This is a genomic window from Kumtagia ephedrae (assembly GCF_003012745.1).
Lineage (GTDB): Bacteria > Pseudomonadota > Alphaproteobacteria > Rhizobiales > Rhizobiaceae > Kumtagia > Kumtagia ephedrae.
Window position 1 is genome coordinate 126,577 of the sequence record NZ_PXYK01000013.1, and the last position, 22,616, is coordinate 149,192.

22 protein-coding genes, 1 tRNA gene and 1 pseudogene are annotated in these 22,616 nt (G+C 67.0%); 22 read left to right on the plus strand and 2 right to left on the minus strand.

Annotated features, from left to right (window positions below; translation table 11 throughout):
• The first annotated feature begins 9 nt into the window (after positions 1–9).
• From C7I84_RS15035 to C7I84_RS15050, 4 genes are read left to right on the plus strand one after another with little or no spacing between them, the layout of a single operon-like run.
• Entirely contained in the window at positions 10–768 is a 759-nt protein-coding gene (locus C7I84_RS15035) for a TIGR04290 family methyltransferase (RefSeq protein WP_106773013.1), read from the plus strand.
• Positions 765–1,715 carry a glycoside hydrolase 5 family protein gene (locus tag C7I84_RS15040; protein WP_245428445.1) on the plus strand — a complete coding sequence of 317 codons (951 nt, stop codon included), beginning with the start codon at positions 765–767 and terminating at the stop codon, positions 1,713–1,715. The genes C7I84_RS15035 and C7I84_RS15040 overlap by 4 nt, the downstream gene beginning before the upstream one ends.
• Before the next feature lie 5 nt (positions 1,716–1,720).
• Complete coding sequence (locus tag C7I84_RS15045) at positions 1,721–2,776, plus strand: polysaccharide pyruvyl transferase family protein (protein WP_106773014.1); 1,056 nt, start codon at positions 1,721–1,723, stop codon at positions 2,774–2,776.
• Positions 2,748–4,205: a Coenzyme F420 hydrogenase/dehydrogenase, beta subunit C-terminal domain gene (locus C7I84_RS15050; RefSeq protein ID WP_245428447.1), complete on the plus strand. Its 1,458-nt coding sequence runs from the start codon at positions 2,748–2,750 to the stop codon at positions 4,203–4,205. Before C7I84_RS15045 ends, C7I84_RS15050 begins: the two co-directional genes overlap by 29 nt.
• Positions 4,206–4,715: 510 nt before the next feature.
• On the opposite strand, the gene C7I84_RS15055 is transcribed toward C7I84_RS15050, so the two are convergent.
• Positions 4,716–5,213 carry a YciE/YciF ferroxidase family protein gene (locus tag C7I84_RS15055; RefSeq protein ID WP_106773015.1) on the minus strand — a complete coding sequence of 166 codons (498 nt, stop codon included), beginning with the start codon at positions 5,211–5,213 and terminating at the stop codon, positions 4,716–4,718.
• Positions 5,214–5,487: 274 nt separating this feature from the next.
• On the opposite strand from C7I84_RS15055, the gene C7I84_RS15060 reads away from it, so the two are divergent.
• Entirely contained in the window at positions 5,488–5,712 is a 225-nt protein-coding gene (locus C7I84_RS15060; protein WP_106773055.1) for a KTSC domain-containing protein, read from the plus strand.
• 186 nt (positions 5,713–5,898) lie between these two features.
• Positions 5,899–6,207, plus strand: coding sequence for a hypothetical protein (locus C7I84_RS15065; RefSeq protein ID WP_106773016.1), 309 nt, complete (start codon positions 5,899–5,901; stop codon positions 6,205–6,207).
• A gap of 44 nt (positions 6,208–6,251) precedes the next feature.
• Here C7I84_RS15065 and C7I84_RS15070 read toward each other — a convergent pair.
• Positions 6,252–6,341: transfer RNA gene (locus C7I84_RS15070), tRNA-Ser, on the minus strand.
• 375 nt (positions 6,342–6,716) lie between these two features.
• On the opposite strand from C7I84_RS15070, the pseudogene rplU reads away from it, so the two are divergent.
• The 16 genes and pseudogenes from rplU to alr form a co-directional block, all read left to right on the plus strand.
• A pseudogene (rplU, locus tag C7I84_RS15075) lies at positions 6,717–7,136 on the plus strand (50S ribosomal protein L21); the annotation flags it as partial.
• A 28-nt stretch (positions 7,137–7,164) separates the two neighbouring features.
• Positions 7,165–7,434, plus strand: coding sequence for a 50S ribosomal protein L27 (gene rpmA / locus C7I84_RS15080; protein WP_106773018.1), 270 nt, complete (start codon positions 7,165–7,167; stop codon positions 7,432–7,434).
• Positions 7,435–7,551: 117 nt separating this feature from the next.
• Positions 7,552–8,139, plus strand: a complete 588-nt coding sequence (locus tag C7I84_RS15085) for a GNAT family N-acetyltransferase (protein ID WP_165816090.1) — start codon at positions 7,552–7,554, stop codon at positions 8,137–8,139.
• 217 nt (positions 8,140–8,356) lie between these two features.
• The gene (gene obgE / locus C7I84_RS15090) at positions 8,357–9,391 is read left to right on the plus strand and encodes a GTPase ObgE (protein ID WP_106773020.1); all 1,035 of its coding nucleotides are present in this window, start codon (positions 8,357–8,359) and stop codon (positions 9,389–9,391) included.
• A 243-nt stretch (positions 9,392–9,634) separates the two neighbouring features.
• Positions 9,635–10,774 carry a glutamate 5-kinase gene (proB, locus tag C7I84_RS15100; protein WP_106773021.1) on the plus strand — a complete coding sequence of 380 codons (1,140 nt, stop codon included), beginning with the start codon at positions 9,635–9,637 and terminating at the stop codon, positions 10,772–10,774.
• A 3-nt stretch (positions 10,775–10,777) separates the two neighbouring features.
• Positions 10,778–12,058, plus strand: a complete 1,281-nt coding sequence (locus C7I84_RS15105) for a glutamate-5-semialdehyde dehydrogenase (RefSeq protein WP_106773022.1) — start codon at positions 10,778–10,780, stop codon at positions 12,056–12,058.
• Positions 12,059–12,086: 28 nt separating this feature from the next.
• Positions 12,087–12,737, plus strand: coding sequence for a nicotinate-nucleotide adenylyltransferase (locus C7I84_RS15110; protein WP_245428448.1), 651 nt, complete (start codon positions 12,087–12,089; stop codon positions 12,735–12,737).
• Positions 12,738–12,974: 237 nt separating this feature from the next.
• A complete protein-coding gene (locus C7I84_RS15115) occupies positions 12,975–14,270 on the plus strand; it encodes an MFS transporter (protein ID WP_106773023.1) in 1,296 nt (431 codons plus the stop codon).
• A gap of 276 nt (positions 14,271–14,546) precedes the next feature.
• Positions 14,547–14,924: a ribosome silencing factor gene (gene rsfS, locus C7I84_RS15120; protein WP_106773024.1), complete on the plus strand. Its 378-nt coding sequence runs from the start codon at positions 14,547–14,549 to the stop codon at positions 14,922–14,924.
• Between the two features lie 72 nt (positions 14,925–14,996).
• A complete protein-coding gene (rlmH, locus tag C7I84_RS15125) occupies positions 14,997–15,479 on the plus strand; it encodes a 23S rRNA (pseudouridine(1915)-N(3))-methyltransferase RlmH (RefSeq protein ID WP_106773025.1) in 483 nt (160 codons plus the stop codon).
• A 360-nt stretch (positions 15,480–15,839) separates the two neighbouring features.
• The gene (locus C7I84_RS15130) at positions 15,840–16,127 is read left to right on the plus strand and encodes a GIY-YIG nuclease family protein (RefSeq protein WP_106773026.1); all 288 of its coding nucleotides are present in this window, start codon (positions 15,840–15,842) and stop codon (positions 16,125–16,127) included.
• A gap of 495 nt (positions 16,128–16,622) precedes the next feature.
• Complete coding sequence (locus tag C7I84_RS15135; RefSeq protein ID WP_106773027.1) at positions 16,623–17,939, plus strand: murein hydrolase activator EnvC family protein; 1,317 nt, start codon at positions 16,623–16,625, stop codon at positions 17,937–17,939.
• On the plus strand, positions 17,929–19,254 hold the full coding sequence (locus C7I84_RS15140) for a S41 family peptidase (RefSeq protein ID WP_106773028.1): 1,326 nt from the start codon (positions 17,929–17,931) through the stop codon (positions 19,252–19,254). The genes C7I84_RS15135 and C7I84_RS15140 overlap by 11 nt, the downstream gene beginning before the upstream one ends.
• A 108-nt stretch (positions 19,255–19,362) precedes the next feature.
• Positions 19,363–20,502, plus strand: coding sequence for a divergent polysaccharide deacetylase family protein (locus tag C7I84_RS15145; RefSeq protein WP_106773029.1), 1,140 nt, complete (start codon positions 19,363–19,365; stop codon positions 20,500–20,502).
• Positions 20,503–20,579: 77 nt separating this feature from the next.
• On the plus strand, positions 20,580–21,104 hold the full coding sequence (locus tag C7I84_RS15150; protein ID WP_106773030.1) for an RNA pyrophosphohydrolase: 525 nt from the start codon (positions 20,580–20,582) through the stop codon (positions 21,102–21,104).
• Positions 21,105–21,494: 390 nt separating this feature from the next.
• Positions 21,495–22,616: an alanine racemase gene (gene alr / locus C7I84_RS15155; RefSeq protein WP_207771008.1), complete on the plus strand. Its 1,122-nt coding sequence runs from the start codon at positions 21,495–21,497 to the stop codon at positions 22,614–22,616.

Here is a 22,616-nt window from a genome sequence, read left to right on the forward strand (position 1 = left end):
AGCCCGGCCATGAGCATGTCCGACCAGGCGGTCCGCCGCCGCATCGAGGAACTTGGGCCTTGGTTCCACAACATCGAGCTGGGCGGGATTTCCACGGCACCCGATCATTTTCTCGGCAACTATCCCTATATGAAGTGGCGCAAGTTCGCGCACGCCATCCCGGCCGATCTCACGGGAAGGACCGTGTTGGATATCGGCTGCAATGCCGGCTTCTACTCCATCGAGATGAAGCGCCGCGGCGCCGAGCGCGTGCTCGGCGTCGATTTCGATGAGACCTATCTCGCGCAGGCACGCTTCGCCGCCGAGATCGCCGAGGCGGACATCGAGTTCCGAAAGCTCTCCGTCTACGACGTGGGCTCCCTGGGTGAGCGCTTCGACATCGTCCTGTTCATGGGCGTCCTCTATCATCTGCGGCATCCCCTTCTGGCCCTCGATCTCATCCGCGACCATGTGGTCGGCGACCTCATGGTGTTCCAGTCGATGCAGCGCGGCAGCGGCGACGTGGCTGCCCTCGACGAGGACTATCATTTCTGGCGCAAGGACCTGTTCGACGAGCCCGGCTTTCCAAAACTGCACTTCATCGAGCATCGCTACGCCAACGATCCGACCAACTGGTGGATTCCCAACCGGGCAGGCATGGAGGCCATGCTGCGCAGCGCCGGCTTCGACATCGCCGCGCACCCTGAGGCCGAGGTCTATATCTGCCGGCCGGCAGGAGCGCCGGCCGGCGAGGGCGCCGTCTATCCAGCCAGAGGAGCGAATAAATGATCGAAGCGGCAATGATCTGGAACGAGCCGAACAACAAGTCCCACTGGGACCCGGAACTCGACCCGGACTGGAGCCGCTACGCCGAGATGGCGATCCTGGCCGCCGATGCGATCGCGCGAGAAAATCCGGATGTGACGAAGGTCCTCGGCGGTATCTCGCCGATCGATCCTGCGTTCATGACCCGCATGAAGGAATTCGGCGTGCTTGACCGCGTCGATGCGGTTGCTGTGCATGGCTTCCCGCTCGACTGGAACCTCTGGCAGGTCCACGAATGGCCGCGGAAGATCGGCGAGATTGGCGCCGTGACCGACCTGCCGGTCTGGGTCAGCGAGGTCGGCATCTCCACCTTCGGCGCCGAGGAAATCCAGGTCTGGGGGTTGAAGCGCACCGCCGAGCTGCTGCTCGGCAAAGCGCCGCGGGTGCAATGGTACAGCCTCTACGATCTGCCGATGGCCTGGGGCGCGACGACCCGTCACCGGGAGGCTGAGGGATCATCCTACTACCGGCATTTCTACATGGGCCTGCTGCGCGAGGACGGCACGCCGAAGCCCGCCCTCGAAACCTTTGCCGGCCTCACCCCCGAGATGGGACTGGTTCAATGGTTCCATTTCGAGGATCCCCGCCTGGATGAAGCGGTCGAATGGATGAAGCGGCTCGGCGTCACCTATATCCGCACCGGCCTCTCCTGGGCCGATAGCTTTCGGCCGAACGCGTTCGACTGGTTCGACCGGCAGATGGAAGCGCTGGCCGATTTCGACGTGACGGTCACCTTCTGCTTCACCCCGGAGCATCGCGGGCTGATGCCCCACCACACCAGCCCGCCGCTGGTGCCCGACGAATTCGCCCGCTTCTGCGGCGACATGATCCGCCGATATGCGCCGGCAATGCCGATCGGTTCCGCGGATATGCAGCAGGGCCCGCCGCTCGGCCTCGTGGCGGCTCAGTAAGACGGATGCCCGCCTCGCGCAAAATCGGCGTGCTGACGTTTCACCGCTGCATCAATTACGGATCCTACTGGCAGGCCCGCTGCCTCGTCGAAGGTCTCCGGTCGATGGGACACGACGCCGTGCTGCTCGACCATCATTCACCGCTCGTGAACCGGCGCGAGTGGCGCTGCGCGCTGCGGCCGCAGGTCGACATTCCCGGCGACACCGTCGGCTACGTGTTGAAGACACGATTGTTCTTCGAGGCTTTTGACCGGCTCCCATGCTCGGCGCGCTTCGATCTCGACGACCCTTCTGCCCTCGCGCAATTCGACCGCATCGTCGTCGGCAGCGACGAGGTCTGGAACCTGCGGCATCCGTGGTATGGCGGCCATTCCATCTTCTATGGTGTCGGGCTCGAGCCTTGCCGCCTGGTGTCCTATGCGGCAAGCTTCGGCAATTATGATGCGGCGGAGGGGCTGCCGTCGCCCTGGACGGACCGACTCGCGACCTTCAGGCGGATATCCGTACGCGACGGCAACAGCGCCAGAATCGTCCGCGACGCGCTCGGCTCCAATCCCGAACTGGTGCTCGACCCCTGCCTGCAATTCCCGCCGGCGGCCGAGCCGGTCGCTGCCGACACGCCCTATGTGGCTGTCTACGGCCACTCCTTCCCCCGCTGGTTCACGGCGATGGTCCGGACCTGGGCCATTTCGATGGGCTATCGGCTGCTGAGCATCGGCTACCGCAACGCCTGGGCCGACGAGCAGCGCATCGCCGCGGGGCCGGAAACCTTTGCGCGCCTGATGGCCGGCGCCGCGGCCGTCGTCACCAACTTCTTCCACGGCTGCGTGTTCTCGCTGTTCAACGCAAAACCCTTCGCCTGCGTCTCGTCGGACTATCGCGCGAACAAGCTGCGCGACCTGACGCAGCTGCTCGGAGCCGGCAACCATCTGGTCGACGAGCATTCCGCCGGCGCGTCCATTGCGGGCCTGCTCGGCGCTCCGCTCGAAGGCGGCATCCTCTCGCGCATCGAGAAGCTGCGTCGCAGGTCGCATGACTATCTCCGCGAAGCCCTCGCCTGAACCGGCGGCCGCCGCGCCTCATGGCCGGCCTGTCGGCCCCCGCGACATCGTCGCCGCCGGGCTGTGCATCGGCTGCGGCAGTTGCGTCGCGCAGAGCGGTGCTCCCGACGCCGCCATGCGATGGGACCGCTATGGCCAGTTGAAACCCTCGGGCGGCGGCTGGCGGAAAAGGCCTTCGGCCGGCTTCACCCGGACCTGTCCGTTTTCCCCTGGCGCGCGCGGCGAGGACGAGCTGGCCCTGCTGCAATTTCCAACGGCCAGGCATGCGGACCCCCAAGTCGGCCGCTTCGAGGCTGCCTATGTCGGCCATGTGGCCGAGGCGGGTTTCCGTGCCGACGGCAGTTCCGGCGGCATGGTCAGCTGGGTCGCCGCAGAACTGCTGCGGCGCGGGCTGGTGGACGGCGTGGCGCACGTGACGGCGGTGCGCGAGCCGCAGCGCGAGCAGCGGTTCTTCCGCTACACGATCTCGCGGACCGAGGCGGATGTCCGCGCCGGGGCGAAGTCGCGCTATTATCCCATCGAACTGTCCGCCATGCTGGAAACGATCCGCTCTACCCCCGGACGCTACGCGGTGGTCGGCATTCCCTGCTTCATCAAGGCCGTCAATCTGCTGCGCCTGGAGGACGATATCTTCCGCGAGCGGATCGCCTTCACGCTCGGCCTCTTCTGCGGCCACATGAAGAGCGCGCGTTTCGTGGAGAGTTTCGCCCTGCAGATGGGCGTCGATCCCGCCGCGATCGCCGGCGTCGATTTTCGCGAAAAAAATCCGGATCGCCCGGCCAATTGGTACACCGCGCAGCTGACGCTCAGCGACGGAAGCGTCCACCGGAAGGACTGGTGGCATCTCGTCGATGGCGACTGGGGTTCCGGCTTCTTCCAGAACGCGGCATGCAATTTCTGCGACGACGTGGTGGCGGAGACGGCCGACATCTCGTTCGGCGACGCCTGGGTGGAGCCGTATTCGTCGGATGGCCGCGGCACCAACGTGGTCGTCGTCCGGTCGCCAGCACTGAACCGCCTGCTCAGCGAGGCTGCGACCGAAGGACGTCTCGACCTGCGCGAGGTCGACGGCGATTTCGTCGGGCAGACGCAGGCCGCCGGCTTCCGGCAGCGGCGCGAGGGATTGTCGTACCGCCTGCGGCTGCGGCGCTTCCCCTTTCGTCTGCGCAAGAGGGTGTTCGACGACCCGCCGCCGATCGAGCTGCGGCGCAGGCTCGTCTATCGCCTGCGCGGAAATATTTCCGCCTGGAGCCACCGCGTGTTCGGGTTGGCGCGGGGAACCGGGCTGCCCTTCCTCTATCTCGGTTGGGCGCGCGCCGCGCTGACCTTGTATCATGGCCTGGTCTATTCCCGGGATCGTTGCGGGTATGTCTTTGATTTGCTGCTGGGGAGAAGGGAGGCGCGGCGACGGCAGGACAGAGACGGGTGAGAGACTGCCCGGCCGATCGGGCCGCGCCGGAAGTTCATACAATCAGGAACAAACATTTATTGCGGAGGTTTGGGAGGCTCGTTGTCTGCGAGAAGTCCCATGCCTCCTGCCTCTCGAAACGGTCTGCCGTGGTCGCGGGGGGATGTCCGGCAGCTTCGACGGATGGCCGCGGCGGGAATGACGGCGGAAGACATCGCCGAGGCGCTGCGCCGGACGAGGATCGGCGTCAAATCGAAAGCGATGTCGTTGGGACTCGCATTGGGACCGCGCGACCAGGGTCCTGCGGAGCGGAGTCGCGTTAAGCTGAAACGGTCCCGCAAGCCGGATTCCGTCTCGGCATCCAAGCGATTACCGGAATGAACCAGTTGCCGCATTCTTCAGCGGATATTCTTCTTCTCTTCCCGCCGATCGCGCATGCTCTGCCGCCCGCAAGCGAAACGTCCGAGGCCTCGGTGTGCGAAACGGCTGTCGCGGCGCCGCTTGCCGCACGGCGCCGGTTGGCTTGGGCAATCAGGCTGCCTTGGCCATCTCATTGGCGGAGGCATCGGCAAGCCCGGTGAGCGCCTCATCGGTCGCGGACTCTTCGTCGAGCGTCTTGTCGAGCAGCTTGACGGCGTCCTTCATTCCGAGAACCTCGGCCCAGCGCTTCAGGGTGCCGTAACGCGTGATCTCGTAATGTTCGACGGCCTGGGCGGCCGATATCAGCCCAGCATCGAGGGCCGGCGTTCCCTTGAATTCCTCGGTGATCTCCTCTCCCTCCTCGATGATGCCATCGATCGCGGGACAGGTCTTTCCCTGGGCGCGCTTGCCGAGAATCTCGAAGACCTGCTGCAGCCGTTCGACATGGCCCTCGGTCTCGTCCTTGTGCTTTTCGAAAGCCGCCTTCAGCTCGGCCGACGACGCGGCGCGCGCCATCTTCGGCAGTGCCTTCAGGATCTTCCTCTCAGCGTAGTAGATGTCTTTCAGAGTATCGTGGAACAGATCATCCAGCGTCTTTTCTTTTGCCATGGGAGTTTCCTTCGAAGCCAGAGTTCATTCACGAGCGTTGCAATGCAGAACCAGAAAGCTCCGACGATTGAAAAGGTTCCTGATCTCTGCACGCCCGAGCTTGGCCTTTGCTTTGCTGGCAAACGAACGGCACGGGAGCTGGCGACGCACTGAAACGGATGGCTCTTGGAACGGCCGGCGGCGATTGACGCGCCGGCTTCGCCTGGCCACCTGGCTTCCCCGGAACGGAAGCGCCTCTCGACGGTTGGCTTGGGCAAGCGTTTTGGAGCGCACGGTGCCGTCCACCGCCATCCGCAGGACCGACTACGACCCGGAAAGCCACAAGCTCTCCGTCTGGTTCGTGCCGAGCGGCGACCGCTACGAATATGAGGGCGTCGAGCCCGAGATCTACGACGCTTTCCGGTGCGCACCGTCCAAGGGCCGGTTCTTCAACGCCTTCATCCGCGACCGCTACAGCTACCGCCTGGTCGAACGGGGAAAACCCGGTTTCGGCGGATGAGAAAGGAACTTGGCAACCCCGTGACGAGAGATCGCCGCTTCCGAGTGAATTGCGCGGCGTCGGCCGGCGCGGGCGGAGGGTGGAACGGAATTACGCTGGCGACATTGTGCACCGGCAGCGTTTTCGGCCTCTCCGCGTTCTAGCGGAGACGAAAGGGCGGAGGGCGCCGGCTTTGAGGAGAAACCGATGAACGTCGCCAACTTGCAGCTCGAAGGCATGATGATGGCGCTCGCCGCGCTCAACAACCTGCTCGTCCACAAGGGTGTGCTGTCGATCGACGAGATCGACCGCGCCCTGCGCACGGTCGAGGCCGACATCACCGGCGACGAGCGCCTCTACGAGGACATGACGCCGGCCAACCGCGACGCCGTCTGCTTTCCGCTCCGGCTGCTGATGATGGCGAACCAGGCGCAGTCCGAGACCGGCGTGCCGGGCTTTTCGGAGCTGGCGAAAATGGTCGGCAGAACCAAGGGATCCTACAACGACCAGATGTAGGGTTCGGGCGACGCCGCAATGACATTTCCGGGCAGCATGAACGCTGGCGGAGAGGGGGGGATTCGAACCCCCGATACCCTTGCGAGTATGCCGCATTTCGAGTGCGGTGCATTCAACCACTCTGCCACCTCTCCGCGGGGCGTGGTCCGCCTTGCGGCGCGGGCACTAGATAGCGACAGCCCTCGCCGGATACAAGGGCCTATCTGCGCCCCCTGCCCGCACGAAGCGAGCCCTGCCCGCAAGGCAGCGTCTTCGCTTCGTATGAGGGGCCCGCACCCGATCCCGACCTGCACTCGGAGCAACCAAAAACCTGCCCGGTGCAGCGGGATTGGCACCAAAACCGGCCGGTTTGCCTTGACTTGCGCCGGCTGTTCCGCTAGGGACGGCGCATCTCCGGCGTGGGGCGTTCCCCGCGCTGGTTTTTGTTTGAACCCATAACGACTGACAAAAAGACGGCTAGATCGCCTGAAGGCGCTCGAAATGCCGGACCGAACAGCGAAAGGCAAGAAATGTTCGCAGTCATCAAGACCGGTGGCAAGCAGTACCGCGTTGCCGCCAACGACGTGATCACCATCGACAGGCTTGCCGGCAATGCCGGTGACGTCGTCGAATTCGGCCAGGTGCTGGCCTTCGGCGAAGGCGACAGCGCCACCTTCGGCGCTCCTTTCGTGGAGGGCGCGACGGTGACCGCGGAGCTGCTCGAGCAGGGCCGCGCCGCTACCGTCATCGCCTTCAAGAAGCGCCGCCGCCAGAATTCGCGCCGCAAGCGCGGCCAGCGGCAGCTGGAGACCACGGTGCGGATCACCGAGATCCTCACCGGCGGGGCCAAGCCGGCGAAGAAGGCAGCCGCCAAGGCCGCCGCTGAGCCAGAAGCCGCCGAAAAGCCGGCCAAGGCTCAGAAAAAGACTGAAGCCGCTGGCGAATCCGAGTAAGTATTAGGACCGAAGGAGCAAAACCATGGCACACAAGAAGGCTGGCGGTTCGTCGCGTAACGGTCGCGATTCGGAATCCAAGCGCCTCGGCGTGAAGAAGTTCGGCGGCGAGGCCGTGCTTGCCGGCAACATCATCGTGCGTCAGCGCGGCACCACCTGGCACCCGGGCACCAATGTCGGCATGGGCAAGGACCATACGCTTTTTGCGCTGCAACCCGGCGCCGTCCAGTTCAACAAGAAAGCCAACGGCCGAACCTACGTATCGGTCAACCCGATTGCCGAAGCCGCGGAATAGCCGGATCCGCACCACAACACCGGCGCCCCATCTCGGGAACCGGTGTCTGGCAAGGCCAGAAAAGGATCAGGGGAGATGGGCCGCCATCTCCCCTTTTTCTTTGGCTGGAGGACTGCCATGGTTGCCGAGAAGGAAGACAGCGAAGACGAAAGTCTGGCGATCGACCGCCCGACGCTTCACACCGAACGTCTCGTCCTGCGCCGTCCCAACGAGGCGGACATTCCCGCTCTCGTGGCGCTGGCCGACAACCGCCACGTCGCCGAGATGCTGGCGCGCATGCCGCATCCCTATGGCGGGGCCGAGGCACGCGCCTTCCTCGCCATGGCCGGGGCCAGCCGCGCCGGCGCCGTCTACGCGCTGACGCTTGCCGGCGGCGGCACGTTTATCGGCTGCGCGGGGCTGAACGCCACCGACCGCGGGCTGGAGCTCGGCTACTGGATCGGCGAGCCCCATTGGAAGCAGGGTTACGCCACCGAGGCGGCGCACGCGCTGGTCGACCTCGGCTTCCACGCCACCGGCGTCAACGTGCTGCACGCGTCCTGCCGGGTCATCAACCCGGCGTCGCGCCGCGTCATCCACAAATGCGGCTTCCAATATGCCGGCCAGGGGATGATGAACTCGCTGGTGGCCGGCCAGGTGCCGATCGAGCGCTACCGCCTCGACCGCAAGACCTGGGCGAGCCTGCGGAACTGGGCGCTGAGCTGAGCGCCGGACCCTCCCCTCGAGGGGAGGGTCCGGCCGCAGGCGGGGGAGGAGTTGTTTTGGCCAAGCTCGAACATTTCTTTGCGTCGAGCACTGCCGCACCGACCCCACCCGGCCGCTTCGCGGCCACCCTCCCCTCACGGGGGAGGGAAACCCTCGCGCTCGGCAGAACTTTCCGCTAGAGCAGGCCCGTCCGAAGAGCCGCCAGAACAAAAGAACCATGAAATTTCTCGATCAGGCCAAAGTCTATATCCGCTCCGGCAACGGCGGCGCCGGCGCGGTGTCGTTCCGGCGCGAGAAGTTCATCGAGTTCGGCGGTCCGGACGGCGGCGACGGCGGGCGCGGCGGCGACGTCTGGGTCGAGGCGGTCGACGGGCTGAACACGCTGATCGACTACCGCTACCAGCAGCATTTCCGCGCCAAGACCGGCGTGCACGGCATGGGCCGCAACATGACTGGCGCCAAGGGCGCCGACGTCACGCTGAAGGTGCCGGCGGGCACGCAGGTCTATGCCGACGACAACGAGACGCTGATCTGCGACCTGACCGAGGTCGGCCAGCGTTTCCGCCTCGCCTCCGGCGGCAATGGCGGCTTCGGCAACCAGCATTTCAAGACCTCGACCAACCAGGCGCCGCGCCGCGCCAATCCCGGCCTGCCCGGCGAGGAGCTGACCATCTGGCTCCGTCTCAAGCTGATCGCCGATGCCGGGCTGGTCGGCCTGCCCAATGCGGGCAAGTCGACCTTCCTCGCCGCCGTCAGCGCGGCAAAACCGAAGATCGCCGACTATCCGTTCACCACGCTGCATCCCAATCTCGGCGTCGCCCGCATCGACGCCCGCGAATTCGTCGTCGCCGACATTCCCGGCCTGATCGAGGGCGCGCATGAGGGTGTCGGCATCGGCGACCGGTTTCTGGGCCATGTCGAGCGCACGCGCGTGCTGCTGCATCTGGTCTCGGCGCAGGAGGAGAGCCCGGCAAAGGCCTACAAGACCGTGCGGGCCGAACTCGCCGCCTATGGCCACGGGCTGGCGGAGAAGCCGGAGATCGTGGCGCTGAGCCAGGCCGATACGCTCGATGCCGACACGCGCAAGAAGAAGGTTTCGGCGCTGAAGCGCGCCGCCGGCCGTGCGCCGCTGCTGCTTTCCGCCGTCACCGGTGAAGGCGTCGAGGTAGCGCTCAGGGCGCTGATCGCCGAGATCGAGGATGCCCGCCAGGCGGAGGCACCCGCCGAGCCCGATGTCCGGTGGCAGAGATAGCTGCGGCTTGTCGATGACCGCGCCTCTTCGCACCCCCCTCTGGCCTGCCGGCCATCTCCCCCGCAAGGGGGGAGATCGGACGGCCGCTTTGCTTTCGCCAATCGCCGGCGGTGCCGGAAGGGCGGTAGGCGCGAAGCTGCCGATCTCCCCCCTTGCGGGGGAGATGTCCGGCAGGACAGAGGGGGGTGCGAAGGAACGCGATGTTCTGCGCGTTTCTCGCCATCGCAAATCTGCGAGTGTTGCATGACCACCCTCTCCCTCAAATCCTACCGCCGCATCACCGTGAAGATCGGCTCGGCGCTGCTGGTCGACCGCGAAAGCGGGCTGAAGCGCGGCTGGCTGGACTCGCTTGCCGACGACGTATCGGCCCTTGCCGCCGGCGGAGCGGAGGTGCTGGTCGTCTCCTCCGGCGCGATCGCGCTCGGCCGCACCGTGCTGGCGCTGGGCAAGCGCGCGCTGAAGCTGGAGGAGAGCCAGGCCGCCGCCGCCGTCGGCCAGATCGCGCTGGCCAGCGCCTGGGCCGACGCGCTCGGCCGCCACGGCCTGCGCTCCGGGCAGATCCTGCTGACGCTGGGCGACACCGAGGAGCGCCGCCGCTATCTCAACGCCCGCGCCACCATCTCCAAGCTGCTGGAACTCAAGGCTGTGCCGGTGATCAACGAGAACGACACGGTCGCTACCACCGAAATCCGCTATGGCGACAACGACCGGCTCGCCGCCCGCGTCGCCACCATGATGGGAGCCGACCTGCTGGTGCTGCTGTCCGACATAGACGGGCTCTACACCGCCCCGCCGGCCCGCGATCCGCAGGCACAGTTCATCCCCATCGTCGAGCGCATCACCCCCGACATCGAGGCGATGGCCGGCGCCGCGGCCTCCGAGCTGTCGCGCGGCGGCATGCGCACGAAACTCGACGCCGGCAAGATCGCCACCCTCGCCGGCACGGCGATGATCATCGCCGCCGGCACGCGGCAGAACCCGCTGATGGCGATCGAGCGCGGCGAGCGCGCCACCTTCTTCAAGCCGAGCGCCAATCCGGTGAAGGGCTACAAGACCTGGATCGCCGGCCAGCTCGAGCCGGCCGGTCGGCTCACCATCGATGCCGGAGCGATCGGCGCGCTGATGGCGGGAAAATCGCTGCTGCCGGCCGGCGTAAGACTGGTCAGCGGCAATTTTTCCCGCGGCGACACGGTGGCGATCCTGACGCCGGAAGGGCGCGAGGTGGCGCGCGGGCTGGTTGCCTACGACGCCGCCGATGCCGTAAGGATTGCGGGGCTGAAGACCGCCGAGATCGAAGCCGTGCTTGGCTACGAGGCACGCTCGGCGATGGTGCATCGCGACGACCTGGTGGTCCGGGAGCGCGAAGAAGCAAGTCAGGGTTGAGCCATGCTGAACAGGCACGACGCGAACGACACGATTGCCATCATGGCCGAGATCGGCCGCAAGGCGCGGGCCGCCGCCCGACCGCTGGCGCTGGCACCGGCCGAGCAGAAGCGCAAGGCCCTGATTGCCATGGCCGACGCCATTTTGCGCGACGAGCCGAAGATCCTTGAGGCCAACGCCATTGATATGAAGAACGGCGAGGAGGCGAAACTGTCGCCGGCGATGATGGACCGGCTGAAGCTGACGCCGGCGCGCATCAAGGCGTTGGCCGAGGGCGTGCGTGCCATCGCCGAGCTGCGCGACCCGGTCGGCGACGTCATCGCCGAATGGGACCGCCCCAATGGGCTGCACATCGAGCGCGTCCGCACGCCGCTCGGCGTCATCGGTGTGATCTATGAGAGCCGCCCCAATGTCACCGCCGACGCCGGCGCGCTGTGCCTGAAGGCCGGCAACCCGGTGGTGCTGCGCGGCGGCTCGGATTCGCTGAATTCGTCCGCCGCCATCCATGCCGCGCTGGCAAGGGGGCTGACCGAGGCCGGCCTGCCGGCCGACGCCGTCCAGCTCGTGCCGGTGGCCGACCGCGCCGCCGTCGGCGAGATGCTGAAGGGTCTGTCGGGCAATCTCGACGTGATCGTGCCGCGCGGTGGCAAAAGCCTGGTGGCGCGCGTGCAGTCGGAAGCCCGCGTGCCCGTCTTCGCCCATCTCGAGGGGCTCTGCCACGTCTATATCGACCGTTCGGCAAAACTCGACATGGCTATCCCGTTGGTCGTGAACGCAAAAATGCGCCGCACCGGCATCTGCGGCGCGGCCGAGACGCTGCTGGTCGACCGCGCCGTCGCCGATACGCACCTGACGCCGGTGCTGGACGCGCTGGCCGAGGCCGGCTGCGAGATCCGTGCCGATGCCGAGGTGCTGAAGCTCTATCCCGCCGCGAAGCCGGCGAGCGAGGCCGACTGGTCGACCGAATATCTCGACGCCATCATCTCGGTGAAGCTGGTCGACGGCATCGGCGGCGCGATCGAGCACATCGAGACCTGGTCGTCGCACCACACCGAGGCGATCCTCGCCGAGGACGCGGCGGCGGTGGAGCGCTTCTTCAACGAGGTGGACTCGGCCATCCTGCTGCACAACGCCTCGACCCAGTTCGCCGACGGCGGCGAGTTCGGCTTCGGCGGCGAGATCGGCATCTCCACCGGCAAGATGCACGCGCGCGGGCCGGTCGGCGTCGAGCAACTCACCTCGTTCAAGTACCGCGTGCGCGGCACGGGGCAGACAAGGCCTTGATTTTGCGGTGGGTTTCGATTCCTATCCGATGACCCACCGTTCCCCGCAGGCTCTCCAGGCGCGCTACCTCGCCATGCCGCATGTCGAGAAGGGCATGCAGGTCGGCCTGTTCGGCGGCTCCTTCAACCCGCCGCATGCGGGGCATGCGCTGGTCGCCGAGATCGCGCTGAGGCGGCTGGCGCTCGACCAGCTCTGGTGGATCGTCACGCCGGGCAACCCCTTGAAAAACGGGCGCGATCTGGCGCCGCTCGGCGAGCGCATCCGGCTCTCGGAAGCGCTCATGCACGATCCGCGCGTGAAGGTGACGGCCTTCGAGGCCGCCCACAACGTGCGCTACACCGCCGACACGCTGGCGCTGATCAAGGCACGCAATCCGGGCGTCGACTTCGTCTGGATCATGGGCGCCGACAATCTGCGCGACTTCCACCGCTGGCAGCGCTGGCGGCAAATTGCCCTTACTTTTCCGATAGCTGTCATCGATCGCCCGGGCGCGACCCTGTCGTTCCTGTCCTCGGTCCTGGCGAAAACCTTCGACCATGCGCGCATCGACGAGGCGGACGCGCCGCGGCTCGCGCGCAGCAAGGCGCCGGCCTGGACCTTCATCCACGGCCCGCGCTCGTCGCTGTCCTCCACCGCGATCCGTGCGAATCGCAATGGCGAGGCGGAAAAAGGGGGATAGATTTCGCCCCGCGCGCCGCGCCGGCCACGTGAAATCATTGGGAAATCAAGTGCCCGGCTGAAGGCAGGCACGAAAAGCCGCGCTTTTGTGTTCACATGGCCGCCGGCACGGCCATGGCCGGTCGTTTCCTCGGCAAAGCGCGCCGCAATTGCGTCGAAAGCCGGTCTCGACGCACGCTCGTCCGGCGATGTCGCTTTTGCAGCGTTGCGGCGACCGCGGCTCGGGCACTTTCGGGCCATGGGCGACACGCTTCTCACTGCCGGCGGGACAAGGGCTGTTGCCGGCAGGGGACCGGCGCCGCTGGTCGCCATCACCAGCATCATCCTGTCGATGACGCTGCTGGCGGTCGGCAACGGCCTGCTGTTCGCCTATGTGCCGGTGCGGCTCGGCGCCTCGGGCTTCGCGCCGACCTGGGCCGGGCTGATCCTCACCGGCCTGTCGGCCGGCGGGCTGGTCGGCTGCCTGCTGACCGGCCAGCTGGTGCGCCGCGTCGGCCATGCCCGCGCCTTCATGACCTACTCGGCGCTGATCATCCTGGCCAACACGCTGATCACCGCCGGCATCGACCCGGTGCTGTGGATCGCCTCGCGCGCCCTCTACGGCTTCGCCATCAACAGCCTGTTCATCGTCGCCCAGAGCTGGCTGAACGACGCGGTCGGCAATGCCATCCGCGGCCGGGTCATGGCCGCCTTCTATATCTGCTACGTGGTCGGGCTGGGGCTGGGCTCGCTGGCGCTGGCCTTCATCGACATCGACACGCCGGCGGCACCCATCGTCGCCGTCGCCTTCGCGGCGCTGTCGATCATTCCGGTCGGGCTCACCAGCCTGAGGCCACCGCCCCCGCCGGAATCGGCCAGCCTCGCCATCGGCCGCGCCTGGCGCATCTCGCCGGTCGGCATAGCCGGCATGCTGGCGGTCGGCGGCCTGTCGATGATGGTCGCCGGCTTCGCGCCGATCCACGCCACCGCCAGCGGCTTCGGCAAGGACCAGGTATCGGTGCTGATGGTCGCCATGCAGTTCGGCACCATCCTGTTCCAGCTGCCGCTCGGCTGGCTGTCGGACCGTACCGACCGCCGCTATGTGCTGGTGGGAACGTCGCTGCTGGTGGCGCTTGCCGGCCTCGCCGCCAGCCAGACGGCCGGCGTTCCGTTCCTGTGGATCGTTGTGGTCTTCGTCATATGGAGCGGCGCGACCGAGACGATCTATTCGATCTCCAGCGCCCATGCCAACGATCGGGCCGGCCAGGCCGACCTCGTCCCGCTCTCCAGCGCCATGCTGTTCACCTGGTCGTTCTCCGGCTTCATCGTCCCCGGCGTGGCGACGGCGCTCACCGCGCTCTACGGGACGGAGGCCTTCATGCATGTGGCGATCGTCATCGCCGTGGCGTTCAGCGGCTTCGTCGCCTGGCGCATCGCCAAGGCGCCGCCGGCGGCGGAACAGTCGGGCAATTTCGCGCCGATGTCGGCGCAGGCCCCCCTGCCCGCCGAACTCGCCTTTCCGCAGGACGACGGCGCCGGACAGCCGGGCCGCTGACCTCGTTGCGCCACCCCGTCGGCTGCTGGTGCCGCATCTCTCCTTTCGACCGGCGGAGGCGCAACGGATGGCAGCGTCGCGCGTTCCTCCGGCAAGATGCGGGCCACGAAGCCCCGTCTGGCGCCCGCAAAGCAAAAAGAGCGGAGACGACTGTCTTGAAACCTTAACCCAGCTGCGCCTATCTTCGGAGCATCCGCTGATTTGGCGGATGATTTGGTTGTTCCTGTCGCGAAAGGAAAGACACTGAGAACAGCACTGCGGAAGAAGGCATACCCCATGCCTTCGCCGGCCGGGATCAGCGGAATGGACTCCGTGTCCCGCGCCCTCGAAACAGTCCTTGCCAGTCTGGAAGACTCCAAGGCCGAAAACATCGTCTCGATCGATCTCCAGGGAAAGTCCAGCCTCGGCGACCACATGGTGGTGGCGTCGGGCCGCTCGCATCGTCATGTGGCGGCCGTGGCGGACCACCTGCTCAAGGCGCTCAAGGATGCCGGCTTCGGCAATGCGCGCGTGGAAGGGCTGGCGGCCGCCGACTGGGTCCTGATCGATTCCGGCGACATCATCGTCCACGTCTTCCGCCCCGAGGTCCGCGAATTCTACAATCTCGAAAAGATGTGGCAGACGCCGGACCTGGAGGAGGGGACGATCCACTGACCGGTTTCGGGCGTCGCGGCCAGGCGGCGCCGGGACTGGCGGCGGGCGGCCACCGCCTGTAAGCAGGCGGCGATGAAGATCGCCGTTTTTGCCGTGGGCCGCATGAAGGCCGGCCCCGAGAGGGATTTGGCCACGCGCTATCTCGACCGCTTCGCCAGGAGCGGTCCGGCGGTGGGCCTCGATTTCGCCGGCCTGACCGAGATCGCCGAGGGCCGCGGCGCAAGCGCAGCCGAGCGCGCCCGCGAGGAAGCGGAACGCCTGCTCGCCTTCGCCGACGACAAGGCCGCGCTGGTGCTGCTCGACGAGCGCGGCAAGACCTTCTCCTCTCCGCAGTTTGCCGAGCGGCTGGCGTTGCTGCGCGACGACGGCCGGCGCCTGGCGGTGTTCGCCATCGGCGGCCCGGACGGCCACGAGGAGCGCCTGCGCCAGCGGGCGGATCTGGTGTGGTCGCTCAGCCCGCTCACCTGGCCGCACCAGATGGTGCGCATCATGCTGGCCGAGCAGCTCTACCGGGCAACGACGATTCTTTCGGGGCACCCGTATCATCGGGCGTGAAGGGCGGCGGGTCTCGCGACTGTCTGTCCTTCGGAACCGATGGGGCGGTTTGACTGGTACGGCTTGGAAGTCCTTATGCGCCGCCGGAGCACTTCGCCACCGGTACGGCATGGATCCTAGGGTCTCCGCGACGGCCTTCGGCCTGCTTCGCCCTAGGATGACGAAGGCAATGGAGTTCGCGGTTAATCGCCAACGCGGGAGATTGGTGGAAACGCTTTTCACATTCGTCATCCTAGGGCGGAGCCGGAGCGAAGCGGAGGCGCAGACCCTAGGATCCATGCCGTACCGGTGGCGAAGTGCTCCGGCGGCAAAGACACAGGTCGATCTTGCCTCGGCTCCCGGCCGAGCTACCATCCCGTCATGACCGGCTATGTCTACATGACCGCCAGCCAGAAGCGCGGCACCATCTATATCGGCGTGACCAACGATCTCGGCCGGCGCATGCCCGAGCACAAGTCCGGACAGGGTTCGCGCTTCTCGGCGCGCTACGGTGTCCAGCGGCTCGTCTGGTATGAAGAGCGTTTCGACGTCCGCGACGCCATCCAGAGGGAGAAATCGCTGAAGCGGTGGCCGCGGCAGTGGAAGATCGAGCTGATCGAGAAGGCGAATCCGGAATGGCATGAGCTGTTCCGAGGACTGGGGTGGTAGGGCGTGCGAGGAGCACCCTCGCGAGATGGTGGTTGGCATCACGCCCGGAGATTCTCAACCGCCGGAGCATGTCACCGCCGGTACGGCATGGATCCTAGGGTCTGCGCCTCCGCTGCGCTCCGGCTCCGCCCTAGGATGACGAAGGAAAAAAGGGCGTCTCCGCCAGTCGCCAACGTCGGCGATTGGCGGAGACGCCCACGAATTCGTCATCCTAGGGCGGAGCGCGAGCGCAGCGAGTGCGGAGACCCTAGGATCCATGCCGTACCAGCGGCGAAGTGCTCCGGCGGTTGAGGCTTTTCATCCGGAGCCGCCGGCAGGACATCCCCAACAACCTCCACACCGCCCCTATTCTCGACAAGATCCTGTCCGAAACGGTGATCTGCGGGGCGATCACGGTATGGTTGATGGTTCGTTAACGACCGGGCCGCTAGATTGCGCAGCGTTTGGAGTGTGCGTTCCGGCAGCATGACAGGATCGGGAAAAGGGTTTGCGGACATGCTCCGCCGCGGCGCGGTTGCAGCGGCCGTGCTGTTGCTTGCCGCCGCCCCGGTGGGAGCCCGTGATGCGGACGGCTCCGACGCCGCGCCTGCCACCGCCGAAGCCGATCCCGCCGCCACCAAGCGCAGCGAGTACGATGCCGTCGCCCGCGAGATCGAGCTGTCGGCGGAGCGCATGGAAAAGCTCGCGGCCGAGATCGCCGGGGTGAAGCAGGATTATACCTCGATCACCGCCGCGCTCATCCAGGCCGCCAAGACCGAGAAGAAGCTCGGCCAGGACATCGACGAGATCTCGGCCAGGCTGCAGGATCTGAACGGCCAGGCCGACACGGTGCGCGCTTCGCTCGCCGCCCGCCGCGGCGTGCTTGCCGAAGTGCTGGGCGCGCTGCAGCGCATGGGCCTAAACCCGCCGCCGGCGATCCTGGTCAAGCCGGAAGACGCCCTGTCATCGGTGCGCAGCGCCGTGCTGCTCGGCGCCGTCGTGCCGGAACTTCGGCAGGAGACCGAAGTTCTGATGGTCGAGATGGCGGAGATGAACCGCATCACCGGCTCGATCGAGGCCGAACGCGCGCGCCTGACCGCCTCCGTCACCGAGCAGCTGGCGGAGAAGCAGCGGCTTGCCTTGCTGCTGGAGGCCAAGCAGAAGCTGCAGAGCGAGACCGAGTCCGAGCTCGCCGCCGAGCAGCGGCGCTCCGAGGATCTGGCGGCCAAGGCCGGCAGCCTGAAGGAGCTGATCGCCGCGCTGGAGCAGCAGGCGGCCAAGGATCGCGCCGCGGCGGAAGCCGCGCGTGCCGCCAAGCGCAAGATCCTCGAGCGCGAGGCGGAGATCGCCGCGCTGCCCGAGAACAACCGCGCCATGGTGTCGCTGCCCTTCGCGGCGCTGCGCGGCCAGCTCGCGACGCCGGTCAACGGCCGCTTCAGGTACCGTTTCGGCAGCAAGGACGATAACGGCGGCGTGATGCAGGGCGACATGGTTGCGACACAATCGGGCGCAATCGTCACGGCGCCCGCCGACGGCAAGGTGCTCTATGCGGGTCCGTTCCGCTCTTATGGACAACTCTTGATCCTCGACGCCGGCGACGGCTATCATGTCGTGCTGGCGGGGATGGACAGAATCACCGTCGCGCTCGGCCGATCGGTGATGGCGGGAGAGCCGGTGGGAGCGATGGGGGAAGCCAGGGTGGCGAGCACCCTGGCAAGCAGTGTGACGAATGGGCCGGAACTCTATGTCGAGTTCCGGAAGGATGGAAAACCCGTCGATCCCTCACCCTGGTGGGCGGAGCGTGTTTCTGGAAGGACAGGAAATGATACGTAAATTGTCGCTTCTGTTTGCCGGCGCGCTGATGGGCGCCTCCGCCATGGGCCTGGTCTACGGCGCGGCGGGGACGACGGCGAACGCGGCGGGCTCCGAGACCTACAAGCAGCTGGCGATCTTCGGCGACATCTTCGAGCGGGTGCGCGCCCAGTATGTGACGCCGCCGGAAGAGAAGGCGCTGGTCGAAAGCGCCATCAACGGCATGCTCACCTCGCTCGATCCGCACTCCTCCTACCTCAATCCGGACGCCGCCAAGGACATGCGCGTCCAGACCAAGGGCGAGTTCGGCGGCCTCGGCATCGAGGTCACCATGGAGAACGAGCTGGTCAAGGTGATCACGCCGATCGACGACACCCCGGCCGCCAAGGCGGGCGTGCGCGCCGGCGACTACATCTCGGCGATCGACGGCACCGAGGTGCGCGGCATGACGCTGAACGACGCGGTCGAGAAGATGCGCGGCCTGGTCAACACGCCGATCAAGCTGACCATTTTGCGCGAGGGCGCCGACAAGCCGCTCGAGCTGACGATCGTGCGCGACATCATCAAGGTCAAGGCGGTCAAGTTCCGTGTCGAGAACGACATCGGCTACATGAAGATCACCTCCTTCACCGAAAAGACTTTCGACGACCTGGAAAACGCCATCAAGGAGATCAGGAAGGACGTGCCCGACGACAAGCTCAAGGGCTACGTGCTCGATCTGAGGCTCAATCCGGGCGGCCTGCTCGACCAGGCGGTCAGCGTCTCCGACGCCTTCCTCGACCGCGGCGAGATCGTCTCGACGCGCGGCCGCGATCCGAAGGACGTGACCCGCTTCGACTCGCGGGCCGGCGACGACATCGACGGCAAGCCGCTGGTGGTGCTGATCAACGGCGGTTCGGCGAGCGCTTCGGAGATCGTCGCGGGCGCCCTGCAGGACCACCGCCGCGCCACCGTGGTCGGCACCCAGTCCTTCGGCAAGGGTTCGGTGCAGACGATCATCCCGCTCGGCGAGAACGGCGCGCTCAGGCTCACCACGGCGCTCTATTACACGCCGTCCGGCAAATCGATCCAGGGCAAGGGCATCACGCCCGACATCAAGGTCGACCAGCCGCTGCCTGAGGATCTCAAGGGTGCCGACGTGTCGCGTGGCGAATCGGACCTGAAGGGCCACATCAAGGGCGTCGAGGAGAGCGACGCCGGCTCCGGCTCGGCCGCCTACGTGCCGCCGGATCCGAAGGACGACATCCAGCTCGGCTACGCGCTCGACCTGCTGCGCGGCGTCAAGACGGACCCGGCCTTCCCGCCCAATCCGGACCGGGCGGTTCTCAACCAGTAGTGTTCGAGGGCGGCGAAGACTTCGCCGCCCTTTCGGAATCGGCGAGCGTACCCGCCTCCGGTCGGAGGCGGGATTTGCCTGAACGGGGGATGGGCAAAGGGCATCGCCGTGTCGTTGACGGATAAGGAAATCGACCGCCCGCTCGGGCAGTCCGCCGGTGCGCGCCCGGCCGCCCGCCGGCCGGTCTCGGCCGGAGCTGTGGTCTCCGGCCTGGCGGTTGTCGCCATCGTCGGCGCCGCCCTGTCGATCGCGCTGCGCGAAAAGCCGTTCCGCCAGCCCGCGCCGGTCGTCACCACCACGCCCGAAGTTGCAGAGGTCGCTCCAGCATCTTCCGCCGCCGCTCCGCCTGCCGACGGCCCCAAGATCATCCAGGTCGATCCGGAGAAGCGGCCGGCGCCGAACGGCGTCGTCGTGATCCGCGATCCCTCGGCGGTCGGCCAGAACCTGCGGGTCGCCCACCTGCCCGAGCGCGACCTGATCGAGGACAGCCCGACCGGGCCGCTGCCGGTACGCGCCGCCGACGGCCGGCGGCCCTTCGACGTCTATGCGCGGCCGTGGTCGGGCACGCGCGGCACCCGCGTCGCCATCGTGCTCGGCGGCTTCGCCATCTCGCAGACCGGCACACAGGCGGCGATCGCCGACCTGCCGGCGGAGGTGACGCTCGCCTTCTCGCCGCAGGGCAACAGCATCGGCCGCTGGATGCAGGAGGCGCGGCGCAAGGGCCATGAGATCGTCATGCAGGTGCCGCTGGAGCCGTTCGATTACCCGAACGTCGATCCGGGCCGCAACACGCTGACAGTCGAGGCCGGCGCGGCGGAGAACCTGAAGCGGCTGCGCTGGGCGCTGTCGCGCACCACCAACTACACCGGCGTGATGAATTTCATGGGCGCGCGTTTCTCGGCCGACCAGGCGGCCATGCAGCCGCTCCTTGCCGAACTCGGCAAGCGCGGCCTCGCCTATCTCGACGACGGCTCCTCGGCCCGCAGCGTCGCCCCGGAGCTGGCGCTGAAGAACGGCGTGCCGCTGGCCGTCGGCGACGCCGCCATCGACGCCACCCGCGACCGCCGCGCCATCCTGCAGAAGCTCGACGAACTGGAGCGCATGGCACGCGCCAAGGGTTTTGCCATCGGCACCGGCTCGGTGTTCGGCGAGACCGTGGAGGCGGTGACGTCCTGGGTCGCCGAGGCGAAGAAGCGCGGCATCGAGATCGTGCCCGTCTCGGCGCTGGCGAGCGATCCGGAGCGGTAGGGGCCTGGCCGTTCATAAATCTCAGGCGTTGCTGCTATAGATCGGCGCTTGCGCCCATAGATTCGTCCGGACCTGCGATGCCCAAATCGAAAAAACCCGTCGATCCCGAAACCCTGCCCTACCGGCCCTGCGTTGGCGTCATGGTGCTCAACCGCGACGGGCTGGTGTGGACCGGCCACCGCATCGCCGAGCCGGACACCGAGTTCGCCGGTACGACGATGCTGTGGCAGATGCCGCAGGGCGGCATCGACGACGGCGAGGACCCGTATCCGGCAGCCCTGCGCGAGCTCTACGAGGAGACCGGCATCAAAAGCGTCTCGCTGCTGGCGGAGGCGCCTCATTGGATAAAATACGACCTGCCGCCGCATCTGGTCGGCGTCGCCTTCAAGGGCAGGTATCGCGGCCAGACGCAGAAATGGTTCGCGCTGCGCTTCGAGGGCGACGAGCGCGAGATCGCGATCAACCCGCCGCCGGGCGGCCACAAGGCGGAGTTCGACGCCTGGGCGTGGAGGCCGATGGCCGAGCTGCCCGACCTGATCGTGCCGTTCAAGCGCCACACCTATGTCGCGGTGGTAGCCGCCTTCCGTCATCTGGTGGGATGAGGTCCGGCGCCCGGCTCGCCGCGGCGGCGGCGCTGCTGATGCGTGCTGCCGTGCCGAGGGCCGGCGCTTCTCCAGCTTGGGTTCCTCGCCCCCACGAAGTGGGGGAGAGGTGTCGAGGGCGAAGCCCGAGACGGAGAGGGGGTGCTCGGCACCCAGCCTTCCACACCGATCGGCTTCTGCAAGGATTCGTGCATTGCGCATCGGAATGGCGTGCATCGTTTCGAGCTCGCGCCGGCTAGCAGCAAGAAAGCCGCGCATCTTCTGTCTTGATGACACGAATCTTGCTGAGGGAATCGTATCCCTCCCGAACAATTGCAGGATTTTGCACCAGACCCGCTGTATCTTGCGCCTCGTTCAGGCCGAGGGGCCGGGAAGTGAGGGACAGGACTCTTGGACGCGCTGCCGTCATTCACGACATTGGATGCCGATCTGGCCGGGGCGATCCTGACGATCGACCTCGGCGCCATCCGCGCCAACTACCGCCTGCTGCGTGACCGGCTGGGCGGGAAGCGTTGCGCCGCCGTGGTCAAGGCCGATGCCTACGGTCTCGGTGCCGACAGGGTGGCGCCGGGCCTGGCGGACGAGGGCTGCGACAGCTTCTTCGTCGCCCATGTCGGCGAAGGCATCGTGCTACGGAAAATCCTCGGCGCAGCGCCGGACATCCATGTCCTCAACGGCCTTCCGCCGGGAGCGGAGGAGGCCTGCATCGCCGCCGGCCTGGTGCCGGTGATCAACAGCGCGGCGCAGCTCGCCGCCTGGCGCGGCAAGGCGGCAGCTTGCGGCCGCATCCTGCCGGCCGCCGTCCAGGTCGACAGCGGCATGGCCCGGCTCGGCATGCCGCCGCAGGAGGTGGAACTGCTGGCCGCCGATCCCGGCGCTTTCGCCGGGATCGAGGTGAAGCTGGTGATGAGCCATTTCGCCAGAGCGGACGAGCCGCATGAGGCGAGCAACGGCGCGCAGCGTGCCGCCTTCGAGGCGCTGGCGCAAAAGCTGCCGGCGGCACCGCGCTCCCTCGCCAATTCCGCCGGCATCTTTCTCGGGACCGACCATCCGTTCGACCTGGCGCGGCCCGGGGCGGCGCTCTACGGCATCAATCCGACGCCGGGCCTGCCCAATCCGATGGCGCCGGTGGTGCGGCTCGACGCCAAGGTCATCCAGACGCGCATCATCGAGCCCGACACCGGCATCGGCTACGGCCATGCCGCGCGGGCCGATCGCCGCATGCAGGTCGCCACCATCGCGCTGGGCTATGCCGACGGCTGGCACAGGCGGGCGGCATCGGCGGCCTTCTTCGACGGCGCGCGGCTGCCCTTCGTCGGCCGCGTGTCGATGGATTCGATCATCCTCGACATTTCCGCCCTGCCGCAGGGCGCGCTCGCGCCCGGCACGCTGGTCGAGCTGATCGGCGAGCACCAGACGGTCGACGAGGTGGCGGCGCAGGCCGGCACCATCGGCTACGAGATTCTCACCAGCCTCGGGCGGCGGTTTCATCGGGTTTACAAGAACGGCTGA